At 41.9% G+C, this 10534-nt stretch carries 12 protein-coding genes and 1 tRNA gene; 2 read left to right on the top strand and 11 right to left on the bottom strand.

Translation table 11 applies throughout. From position 1 onward, the window contains the following. Window positions 1-95 precede the first annotated feature (95 nt). From JX304_RS04770 to rlmD, 10 genes are all read right to left on the bottom strand, one after another. On the bottom strand, window positions 96-2747 hold the full coding sequence (locus JX304_RS04770) for a valine--tRNA ligase (RefSeq protein ID WP_205011496.1): 2652 nt from the start codon (window positions 2745-2747) through the stop codon (window positions 96-98). Further along, window positions 2740-3318, bottom strand: coding sequence for an AAA family ATPase (locus JX304_RS04765; protein ID WP_205011495.1), 579 nt, complete (start codon window positions 3316-3318; stop codon window positions 2740-2742). The genes JX304_RS04770 and JX304_RS04765 overlap by 8 nt, the downstream gene beginning before the upstream one ends. Next, complete coding sequence (locus JX304_RS04760; protein ID WP_205011494.1) at window positions 3318-3878, bottom strand: GNAT family N-acetyltransferase; 561 nt, start codon at window positions 3876-3878, stop codon at window positions 3318-3320. The genes JX304_RS04765 and JX304_RS04760 overlap by 1 nt, the downstream gene beginning before the upstream one ends. After that, window positions 3865-4443: a flavin reductase family protein gene (locus JX304_RS04755; RefSeq protein ID WP_205011493.1), complete on the bottom strand. Its 579-nt coding sequence runs from the start codon at window positions 4441-4443 to the stop codon at window positions 3865-3867. Before JX304_RS04755 ends, JX304_RS04760 begins: the two co-directional genes overlap by 14 nt. A 290-nt stretch (window positions 4444-4733) precedes the next feature. Next, a complete protein-coding gene (locus JX304_RS04750) occupies window positions 4734-5081 on the bottom strand; it encodes a helix-hairpin-helix domain-containing protein (RefSeq protein ID WP_205011492.1) in 348 nt (115 codons plus the stop codon). A gap of 180 nt (window positions 5082-5261) precedes the next feature. Next, on the bottom strand, window positions 5262-5516 hold the full coding sequence (locus tag JX304_RS04745) for a DUF1912 family protein (RefSeq protein ID WP_013903179.1): 255 nt from the start codon (window positions 5514-5516) through the stop codon (window positions 5262-5264). 2 nt (window positions 5517-5518) lie between these two features. After that, a complete protein-coding gene (locus JX304_RS04740) occupies window positions 5519-6865 on the bottom strand; it encodes a DUF438 domain-containing protein (RefSeq protein ID WP_205011491.1) in 1347 nt (448 codons plus the stop codon). Beyond that, on the bottom strand, window positions 6862-7098 hold the full coding sequence (locus tag JX304_RS04735; RefSeq protein WP_003014300.1) for a DUF1858 domain-containing protein: 237 nt from the start codon (window positions 7096-7098) through the stop codon (window positions 6862-6864). Before JX304_RS04735 ends, JX304_RS04740 begins: the two co-directional genes overlap by 4 nt. 13 nt (window positions 7099-7111) lie before the next feature. Then, window positions 7112-7555, bottom strand: a complete 444-nt coding sequence (locus JX304_RS04730; RefSeq protein WP_205011490.1) for a cytidine deaminase family protein — start codon at window positions 7553-7555, stop codon at window positions 7112-7114. 10 nt (window positions 7556-7565) lie between these two features. Beyond that, on the bottom strand, window positions 7566-8918 hold the full coding sequence (gene rlmD / locus JX304_RS04725; protein ID WP_205011489.1) for a 23S rRNA (uracil(1939)-C(5))-methyltransferase RlmD: 1353 nt from the start codon (window positions 8916-8918) through the stop codon (window positions 7566-7568). 37 nt (window positions 8919-8955) lie between these two features. On the opposite strand from rlmD, the gene recX reads away from it, so the two are divergent. Both recX and ntdP read left to right on the top strand, forming a co-directional pair. Further along, window positions 8956-9738 (top strand): recombination regulator RecX, encoded by a 783-nt coding sequence (gene recX, locus JX304_RS04720; RefSeq protein WP_205011488.1) that lies wholly within the window; start codon window positions 8956-8958, stop codon window positions 9736-9738. 95 nt (window positions 9739-9833) lie between these two features. Then, window positions 9834-10367, top strand: coding sequence for a nucleoside tri-diphosphate phosphatase (ntdP, locus tag JX304_RS04715; protein WP_205011487.1), 534 nt, complete (start codon window positions 9834-9836; stop codon window positions 10365-10367). A gap of 92 nt (window positions 10368-10459) precedes the next feature. Here the strand turns inward: ntdP and JX304_RS04710 are convergent. After that, window positions 10460-10533, bottom strand: a tRNA-Pro gene (locus JX304_RS04710). Window position 10534: the final 1 nt, after the last annotated feature.

The raw sequence follows: 10534 nt of genomic DNA, 5'->3' as shown, positions 1-10534 counted from the left end.
AAAGGACTTAGTCCTGTGCAATACAGAACTAAATCCTTCACTTAAATTATTTGTCTAACTTTTTGGGGTCAGTACATTCCGCCGTGTTTCTGTGTTTATTTCACGAGTTTCTTCATCTCATCAATACGTGCAACGGTTGCATCGTATTTAGCTTGGTAGTCGGCTTGTTTGTCGCGTTCTTTTTGGACGACTTCTGGTTTGGCATTGGCTACGAATCGTTCGTTAGAGAGCTTCTTACCGACCATATCCAGTTCTTTTTGCCATTTGGCTAATTCTTTTTCAAGACGAGCGAGTTCTTCTTCGACATTGAGAAGGTCAGCAAGTGGCAAGTAGATTTCTGCGCCTGTGATGATGCTTGACATAACCAAATCAGGCACTTCGACATCTGCTGCAATTTCCAAGTGTTCTGGGTTTGTGAAGCGTTTGATGTAGTTGACATTATCATTAAAGAAAGTATCGAGCTTGCTGTTGCTTGTCTTGATCAAGATTGTGATTGGTTTGCTTGGCGCTACGTTCACTTCTGCACGTGAGTTACGAACGGAGCGAATCACATCTTTAAGAGCTTCAACACCAGCTGCCGCTTCTTCGTTTTCAAACTCTGGACGAACCACTGGGTATTCCGCAGTCACGATTGTTCCTTCAGAGATTTGACCGTAGATTTCCTCAGTCACGAATGGCATGATTGGGTGAAGGAGACGCAAGATTTGATCCAAGGTGTAAAGAAGAACCGAACGTGTGATAACTTTTTCGTCCTCGTTATCGCTATAAAGCACTTCCTTAGTCAACTCAACATACCAGTCTGCAAACTCATCCCAGATAAAGTTGTAGAGGATGTGACCGGCAACACCAAATTCAAACTTGTCAAAGTTTTCAGTGACTTTGCCGATAGTTTCGTTGAGGTTGTGGAGAATCCAGCGATCTGTAACGTTACCTGCTTGACCAGTAGCGACTTTAGCCACATTTTCACGCGCCGCATCCAAGGTCAACCCTTCATTGTTCATGAGGATGTAACGAGAGATGTTCCAGATCTTGTTAATGAAGTTCCAAGAAGCATCCATTTTCTCGTAAGAGAAGCGCACGTCTTGACCTGGTGCAGAACCGTTTGAAAGGAACCAACGGAGAGCATCAGCACCATATTTCTCGATAACATCCATTGGGTCAATACCGTTACCGAGTGACTTAGACATCTTGCGTCCTTGCTCGTCACGGATAAGGCCGTGGATAAGGACATTTTTAAATGGTTGGCGGCCTGTGAATTCCAATGATTGGAAGATCATACGAGACACCCAGAAGAAGATGATATCGTAACCTGTTACTAGGGTTGAAGTTGGGAAGTAACGTTTGAAGTCTTCTGAGTCAACATCAGGCCAGCCCATAGTTGAGAATGGCCAGAGGGCAGAACTAAACCAAGTATCCAAGACGTCTTCGTCTTGTTTCCATCCGTCGCCTTCTGGTGCTTCTTCGCCGACGTACATTTCACCCTCAGCATTGTACCAAGCAGGGATTTGGTGACCCCACCAGAGCTGACGAGAGATAACCCAGTCGTGGACATTTTCCATCCATTGAAGGAAGGTATCGTTGAAACGAGGTGGGTAGAATTCTACCTTGTCCTCTGTATCTTGGTTTGCGATAGCATTTTTCGCCAATTGGTCCATCTTGACAAACCATTGCGTTGACAAGCGTGGCTCAACCATAACTCCAGTACGCTCTGAGTGACCAACTGAGTGAGTCATCTTCTCAATCTTAACAAGGGCACCGATTTCTTCTAACTTCTTGATAACAGCCTTACGAGCTTCAAAGCGGTCCATGCCGTTGAATTCACCAGCCAATTCATTCATAGTCCCATCATCGTTCATAACGTTCACTTGCGGAAGATGATGACGTTGACCAACCAAGAAGTCATTAGGGTCGTGGGCAGGAGTGATTTTAACCACACCAGTACCAAATTCAGGGTCTGCGTGTTCATCGCCAACGATTGGGATCGGTTTGTTCAAGATTGGCAAGATAACATTTTTACCAATCAAATCTTTATAACGATCGTCATTTGGATTAACCGCTACGGCTGTATCCCCAAACATAGTTTCAGGACGTGTTGTTGCCACTTCAAGGGCACGTGAACCGTCTTCCAACATGTAGTTCATGTGGTAGAAGGCACCTTCCACATCCTTGTGAATCACCTCGATATCAGAAAGGGCTGTACGAGCTTTTGGATCCCAGTTGATGATAAATTCACCACGGTAAATCCAGCCCTTCTTGTAGAGCTCTACAAAGACCTTACGAACGGCTTCTGATAGACCTTCGTCAAGGGTGAAACGCTCACGAGAATAGTCTACAGAGAGCCCCATCTTGCCCCATTGTTCCTTGATAGTCGTCGCATATTCGTCTTTCCATTCCCAGACTTTCTCAAGGAATTTTTCACGACCAAGGTCATAACGAGAGATGCCATCTTCAGCCAAACGCGCTTCTACTTTAGCTTGAGTGGCAATCCCAGCATGGTCCATCCCTGGAAGCCAAAGCGTATCGAAACCTTGCATCCGTTTTTGACGGATAATGATATCTTGCAAAGTAGTATCCCAAGCGTGACCAAGGTGAAGTTTCCCAGTTACGTTTGGTGGTGGAATAACGATTGAATAAGGCTTAGCCTTTTGATCGCCTGAAGGCTTGAAAACATCTTCGTCAAGCCATTTTTGGTAACGACCAGCCTCAACCTCGGCTGGATTGTATTTAGGTGAAAGTTCTTTAGACATGTGTGTGTCCTTTCTCTATTGTTTTCATTTTTTCTTGAATCTGCTTTGCGACTTCTTCTGCAGACAGATTCGTATTATCAATTTTAAGATAGTAGTGAAGACCACTCGGTTGCTTTTGAGAATTAAGTTGATTTGTTTTATCAGTCTCTAAAATTTCTCTTTCAGATACCTCAACATACCGTTTCAAGGGTTTGTATTTCAAACGATTCTCCGTCCGATTTCGACGTAACCGCTCCTCTAGAGACGTTTCTAATTCAACAAAAAGAATCTCTTGATGATACTCATTTAACAAATCTTGAATATCCTTCAAATACATCAGTTGGTATTGATTTGAAAAGTCAATTACGCCTGTTAAAATCACCGACCGATGATTCCTGGCGCTTGTTCCAAGAAAAGAAAAGTTAATTCCACGAACAAATTCCCACATTTCCTCTGTAAAATCTTGATAGATTTCGAGTGCAAAATCAATGGGTTGATGGTTGAAAAAGAGAGTTGCACCGGTGAGTTTCGAAAGTTCCTGACCAATGGTCATTTTCCCTGAAGCTGGAGCTCCAATGATGAAAACATGCATCAATCCACCTCCCATTCACTCTTCAGCAAGCCATATCTCAAATCATCACAACGGTTGCCTTGGGCATCTTTTCGATCCCTTATGCGAGCTTCAAGGGTAAAACCAAGTTTCTCAGCGACTCGTTGACTTTGGATATTGTAGCCAAAGCAAGACAATTCTATCTTATGAAGCCCCAGTTCTTTGAAAGCTAGATCAATCAAAGCACGCGCTGCTTCTGGTACATAACCTCGTCCCCAATAGTCTGGGTGCAAGGTATAGCCAATCTCCAGCACATCGTCTTCGTGGCGGTGATTGAAATCAACAGAACCAATCACTTTATCAGTCCCTTTGACCACAATTCCATAGCCAGCTGGGAGATTTTCCTTTTCATTACGATCGGGAAGGATATGTTCTAGGTAATAAATCTCATCTTCCAAGGTCTTGACAGGCGGAAAGCCTGCTGGATAAGAGACCTCTGGGAGACTAGCGTAGGCATAGATATCCTCAGCATCCGCCACTGTACGGACTCGTAAAACGAGACGCTCCGTTTCGATTCGTTCTGGCAGTTCAGCTCTTACCATTCTTCTTCCTCGCTTTCTTGATAAAGCTTCCCATGGGGTCGACTCGGTCATCTAGATAACGGTAAACACGCTGATGACCATCCCCCATAAAGTAAGTTGGGGCAAAGCAGTCATTTTTAAAATGGCCTTTATCGTCCAAGAGTTCTGGATTAGCCAGTCGCTCGAGAATCTTAGCGAAGATATGGCAGATACCATCTTCCTCGATGATCCTATCTACCTGGCAATCCAATACGACTGGGCAAGCCTCCAAAATCGGTGCATGGGTCCGTTCAGAAATCTCGTAGTCCAGTTTCAAGTGTTCCAACTTCTCCCGATGGCTGATAAAGCCAGCCTGCTCCATCTCAAGCATGAAGGTTTCATCAGGAATGTTCACAGTAAACTGTTGATAGTGCTTAATCTGGTCAGCCGCATTTTCCTCAGCACCAACACCGATGACCAGCCAATCTCCTAGGCTATAGGAGGAACTGCAGGTTGTGATATTGTGCCCAAAGTTCTGGTCCTGATACCCTAAGATGAAGATAGGAAAACCATAGTAGAGTTTACTGGTGTTAAAAGATTGTTTCATGACAAGCTCCTTTGGCTAAGGGTGTAAAAGAAAAATCGCCCCTGCCATCTACATGACAGGGACGAATATGTATCCGCGGTACCACCCAATTTCGGGCAGATGCCCGCATCTCTCATCTTTAAAACAAAAAGACTATTTAATATTTCGTTTTTATCCATTAGCAACCAGTTTTGACACATTTGTGGGCTTCTCAGCACCGCCACTTTCTGTAAAATGTGGGGATTCAAAACACCTCTAATAGCTTCATTTTATCAAGATCTCCTGGAAATAGCAAGAAATCACAAAAGCGATTATTTAAATTTAACGCCTAGTTCTTTCAATTTCTTGATTGTAGCTGGGCCAATTCCTTTAAGGGCCAACAACTCTTTCTCTGTCCAGTTAGCGAAGTCCGCAACAGAGCGAATACCTTCATCATAGAATGTTTGCACACGATCAAGTGCCACACCTTCCAAACTTGAAGCAAACTCTTCCACTGAAGAAGCCGCTTGTTTCACTTCTTTCGCTACTGCTTTTGTAGCTTTCTCAACTTTTTTAGGTGTTTCTTTAACAGCTGCAGTTACAGTTGCGACAGCTTTTTTCAAAAGATGTCTATTTTGATGTTTGTATTGTTTCGCACGGTTTACGTTCTTCTTTGCCATTTTTCCTCCTAAATTCAGTGATCAATTCCTAAGGCAACAAGGTTTCATCACCATAATTCCATTCAATAATCCGTTGATGTCATTTCAACTTTTTTATTGTATCACAATCCCTTAAAAAATCAAGTCATTGCTCAATTTTCAGGTAAATCTAGCTAGTAAAACGCCTTCAATAAGGTGTTATTAATATTTTCTTTCACCAAAGAGGCCATCTGGTAAATCATGAAATCCTTTTCCAGCATGGAAATTTTCAAACTTCCCTTGCAAGAACTGATAGGCATCCAAGCGACTTTCATAGCGAATCATCGCGATTTTAGCTCGCTCATCCTGGTCTTCATCAAAAACCTTCTTACTTTCTTCGAGAGCCATTTCATTGATCATGACTTGGGTCTTGATCCACTCCTCAAACTCCTTCATAAACTCTGTTTCGTAACTCATCTTTACTCCATCCCTCTATAAAAATCCGTATCGATCTCCCGATAAGGTTGAATGTCCTGAACATATTCTAAGACCCCTTGAAAGTCTCCAGCTTCATCACGCACTGCTGCATAGGTGACATGGACAAATTTCCCACGCGATTCTGATTTGAACCACATTTCATACTTGTCTTTTTTTCCTTCACGAAGCCCCAGCATGATGGCTTTGACCTTCTCCAAATATTTCGGAGGGTGACACAGCTCCACATTGCGTCCCACCTGCGACGGTGTCCGTTTGAAAATCATCTCCTCAAAAGGCGCAGCATCATTGTAATATTGGAAAATATCATCCTTATTGACAAAGGTGATCTCCATGGGCAGATGGTTCAATATCAAATTCGCTTGCTCGACTGACAAATAGCCATTACCAAATGGTTGAGCTTGCTTGCGATTGAAGCTCTCTTCTTTTTTCTTAGGCGTGAAAGTAATGGTCAACTGTCCCTCAGGCGTCTCAATGACCTGACGGTGCTCTTCTCCATTTGAAGAAGGAAGAAGTTCAGTAGAATCTTCTGGCTCCTTCAGTGGTTCTTCTTTGAAACCTACGCGTTTTGGCACCCATTTTTCACTTGGGAGAATAATGGCATAACCATAAGCATCACTTTCTTCTGCAATGGAAAGCCAATCATCCTGGGTAAAGGCCTCCAGCAAAATCATCAAGAGGATCGACTCTTCCTTGAAGATCATACCCTCAAACTCTTGCGCAAAAGCTTCAAAACACTTTTTGACTTCAGAAATACTAAAATCTGGTAATTTCTTGGCCACATCCAAAACTTGCGCAAAGAGTTCCCGAATCTGGTCATCCACCCCCCACATCACTTTTGGTGGGGAATCATGCCCATATTTTTCCATAATCGGAAACATCAACTCTTCCTTCCGGCGATAATGCCGATCAAATTGACCCACCAAGCCCAACTGACGCAGTAAGCCCTTATGAATCTCTTGGATCATCTCAGGATCCTCAGTTGTCTCATAATTATCCAGTAAGCGACGGACCCGCATCATAGCGGCACGAAGGGCTAGGTTCTCCTGTTTAAAGATCTGAACTGGATGACCTGGATGGTCAGTATCTGCCACTTCGACCCCTTGAACAGTATTCTTAAAGAGATTCGCATGGACATCACAAAGCTCCATAACATCTTCAAAAGTAACACCTGCATCCGAATTCATCAGTTCATGTTCCATGAGAGAGATCTCAATCGCAGAAACCCCGCTAAAAGTCGCGTCAAATCGTTCTTGGACCGACTCAGGAGATGCTCCATGATGAAGCTCTAACAAGATGTCTCTTAAGACATGAATTCGTTCATCACTCATTGATCTAGCCCCACTACTTCATACCCATTAGCCTCTAGGGTTCGCACAATCTTCTCCATAGGAGTACCTTCTAATTTTGATCCTTGCTTCAAGGAAACCTTGCGCCCAACCGTATTGCGCATGATGGGATTGGCTAACGGTTTAAAACCCAACTCCACCAACAAATCCAATACTTCCGGATGTTGATCAATGACTTGAGCAACTGGAATCGATACATCAATAACATTGTCCATTTATTTATTTCCTCTACTCATTCCCTTTATTCTCTCTCTGACGAGCCCGTTCTTCGCCCCACCAAAGAGGCATCAACTCACCTAAAGTAATGGTCTTACGACTGGCATAATCCACCATAAAGTCTAGATGACGATTCTCTGCATCTAGCTCAAGGAGAAATTCACGGCAGGCCCCACAAGGCATCCCTGAACCTTCTCCATAAGGAGGCTTGTCTCGAAAAGCAATAATGCGCTTGACCTTGGTCTGTCCTGATTGTTGATACATGTTGAAAAGGGCCGCTCGTTCAGCACATAAATGAAAGACGCCGCAGGTTCCTTCCATACAAAAGCCCGTAAAAATCTGACCATCTTCAGCCTCAACAGCAGCGACTACATGCCGAGCATAGACAAAATCTGAAACTTCTTGAGGCGCATAGAGAGCTTTCGCCTCATGATAAAGTTTTTCCCAAATATCCATTCTTCTTCTTTCACTTCTTCACTAATTTTACAACTGCTTCTGTCCTTGCAGTATGGGGGAACATGTCCACTGATTGAATGTATTCAACCTGATAAACCTTTGTCAAAGCCACTAGATCCCGTGCCAAAGTAGAGACATTACAAGAGACATAGACCATCTTTTCAGGTGCATAGTGCAACAAGGTCTCGATCAATTTTGTACCCAATCCCGTACGAGGTGGATCCACGATCACAGCATTAGCTCGATAGCCTTCTTGGTACCAGCGAGGAATGATCTCTTCTGCTGTACCAACCTCATAGTGGGTATTCTCAAATCCCATCCGTTTAGCATTGTATTTGGCATCTTCAATCGCTTCAGGAATAATATCCATCCCCCTGACGCTTTTCACTCTATTCGCAAAAGCAAACCCAATTGTTCCAACACCACAGTAGGCGTCAATCAGATGGTCCTCTGACGAAACATCCAAAGCCTTAACCGCTTCACTATACAAGACTTGAGTCTGCTCTGGATTCAGTTGATAAAAGGCACGAGGAGAAAGGGAGAATTCGTAATCCAAAACACCTTCAAGAATAGCCTCTTCACCCCAAATAATCTGTGTTTGGTCCCCATAGATTTCACTGGAGCGAGACGTATTTTTATTAACAGCAACGGTGACAATCTCAGGGTGTTTCTTAACCAAGTCTTCCACTAAATCCTTTAAATTAATCTGCCGACTAGTGACCACAATGATCTGAACCTGACCAGACTTCCGAGCCCGTCGAACCATCATGGTTCTGACACCCAGTTCTTTTCGCTCATCAGCAATCGGAATCTGATAGTAGGTCAATAAATCCGCTAGATCAGTAGCAATCGCTTGAATAACCGGATCTTGAACCAAACAATCTTTTAATTCTACCAAATAATGTGAATTTTGAGCATAGAGCCCCGCCTTGACCTGACCCTTGAATTTCCTTGTTTGAAATTGCAATTTTGCCCGATAGTAAAGAGGCTCCTTCATTCCGATTGTCGGCCGAATAGCATACTGTTCAAAGCCTTCAGGTGAGAACTTCTTCAAGGCCTGTTGCAATAAATCTGTCTTAAACTCCAACTGCTTGTCATACTTCAAATGCATGATTTGGCAGCCCCCACAGGTCTCATAGATATCACACATGGGCGTCACACGAAACTTAGATGCCTTATTCACAGATAGGAGTTTGGCTTCCGCAAAATTTTTCTTGACACTTGTAATTTGGCAGAAGATATCTTCTCCCTTCAAAGCACCAGGCACAAAGACAAGTGTTTTTTTATAAAAGCCAATTCCTTCTCCGTTAATTCCCATTCGTTTAATTTTCAAAGGAATTTTTTGTTTTACTTTAACGTTCATATCCCTATCTTAACACATTTTTCGGTATAATAAAAACATGAAAATTACAAAACTAGAAAAGAAAAAAAGACTCTATCTCCTGGAATTAGACAGTGATCAAAAACTTTATATTACAGAAGACACCATCGTCAAATTTTTTCTCTCCAAAGAGAAAGAAATCAGTGAAGAAGAACTAAAAGAAATCCAAGAGTTTGCTCAATACTCCTATGGTAAAAACCTGGCCCTTTACCATCTTTCCTTTAAAGCTCGGACCACAAAAGAAGTCCGAGACTACCTTACAAAATATGAGATTGAAAGTGAGATTATTGATAAAGTTGTCCAACACCTAAAAGAAGAAAAGTGGTTAGATGATCGTCAATATGCCAGAAACCTGATAGAGGCTAACCTCCTCAGTGGCGATAAAGGCCCTGTCTTATTACAACAAAAAATACAACAAAAAGGGATCCCAAAATCAATCCTCCAAGAAATACTTGAAGACTATGATTTTTCAGAAGTTGTCGATCGTACAGCTTTAAAATTCTTAAAAAAATACCAAGGAAAATACCCATTAAAAGCCATTGAAACGAAAATCATCCAAGGACTCATTTCAAAAGGTTTTGCATACAACCAAGCAAAGATAGCGTTTCAAAATCTTGAACTAGAAGCAAATGAAGAAACAACAAATGAGCTCATCATAAAGGAGTTAGATAAACAATACCGTAAATACAGTAAAAAATATGAAGGCTACGACCTCAAACAACGTTTAACACAAGCACTGGCAAGAAAAGGGTACGATTATAGTGATATAACGTCAGCCATTAGAGAATTCTTAGATTCATAAACCAAATTGAAAATTAAATAGAAAAATAAGAAAAAAATTGAAAAAATATGATACAATATAGAGGATATACTTAGATTGTAGAAAGTTGGTAAGTTATGAAACTACCTAAAGAAGGCGACTTTATTACAATTCAAAGTTATAAACATGATGGCAGTTTACACCGTACATGGCGTGACACTATGGTATTAAAGATAACCGAAAATGCAATTATTGGAGTAAATGATCACACACTTGTTACTGAAAGTGATGGTAGACGTTGGATCACGCGTGAACCAGCGATCGTTTATTTCCATAAAAGATATTGGTTTAACATCATCGCCATGATCCGTGACAGTGGTGTATCATACTACTGTAACCTAGCAAGTCCTTTTCACATCGACCAAGAAGCCTTAAAATATATCGACTATGATCTCGATGTCAAGGTCTTTACAAATGGTGAAAAAAAATTGTTAGATGTTGAAGAATATGAGCAGCATAAAGAGAAAATGCACTATTCAGACAACATTGACTTTATTTTGAAGGAAAATGTAAAGGTATTAGTAGATTGGATCAACCAAAACAAAGGTCCTTTTTCAGAGGAATATATCAAAATTTGGTATAACCGTTATGTTGAACTGCGAAATAAATAAAGTTGGAAAGAGCGAAAGCTCTTTTTTCTTGTCATTTAACTAAAGAAATACCAAAAAAGCCTAATGAAATCATTAGACCTTTCAATACACTATCGGGAAGACAGGATTCGAACCTGCGACACCTTGGTCCCAAACCAAGTACTCTACCAAGCTGAGCTACTTCCCGA

This window comes from Streptococcus parasanguinis (assembly GCF_901875555.1).
Classification (GTDB): Bacteria; Bacillota; Bacilli; order Lactobacillales; family Streptococcaceae; genus Streptococcus; species Streptococcus parasanguinis_H.
This window is presented reverse-complemented; position numbering and strand designations above follow the sequence as displayed.

Coding starts and splice junctions, on each gene's coding strand:
- JX304_RS04740 (WP_205011491.1), bottom strand. CDS start 6,865: ATGAGTGATGAACGAATTCATGTCTTAAGAGACATCTTGTTAGAGCTT.
- JX304_RS04755 (WP_205011493.1), bottom strand. CDS start 4,443: ATGAAACAATCTTTTAACACCAGTAAACTCTACTATGGTTTTCCTATC.
- ntdP (WP_205011487.1), top strand. CDS start 9,834: ATGAAACTACCTAAAGAAGGCGACTTTATTACAATTCAAAGTTATAAA.
- JX304_RS04765 (WP_205011495.1), bottom strand. CDS start 3,318: ATGCATGTTTTCATCATTGGAGCTCCAGCTTCAGGGAAAATGACCATT.
- JX304_RS04745 (WP_013903179.1), bottom strand. CDS start 5,516: ATGAGTTACGAAACAGAGTTTATGAAGGAGTTTGAGGAGTGGATCAAG.
- recX (WP_205011488.1), top strand. CDS start 8,956: ATGAAAATTACAAAACTAGAAAAGAAAAAAAGACTCTATCTCCTGGAA.
- JX304_RS04760 (WP_205011494.1), bottom strand. CDS start 3,878: ATGGTAAGAGCTGAACTGCCAGAACGAATCGAAACGGAGCGTCTCGTT.
- rlmD (WP_205011489.1), bottom strand. CDS start 8,918: ATGAACGTTAAAGTAAAACAAAAAATTCCTTTGAAAATTAAACGAATG.
- JX304_RS04735 (WP_003014300.1), bottom strand. CDS start 7,098: ATGGACAATGTTATTGATGTATCGATTCCAGTTGCTCAAGTCATTGAT.
- JX304_RS04730 (WP_205011490.1), bottom strand. CDS start 7,555: ATGGATATTTGGGAAAAACTTTATCATGAGGCGAAAGCTCTCTATGCG.
- JX304_RS04770 (WP_205011496.1), bottom strand. CDS start 2,747: ATGTCTAAAGAACTTTCACCTAAATACAATCCAGCCGAGGTTGAGGCT.
- JX304_RS04750 (WP_205011492.1), bottom strand. CDS start 5,081: ATGGCAAAGAAGAACGTAAACCGTGCGAAACAATACAAACATCAAAAT.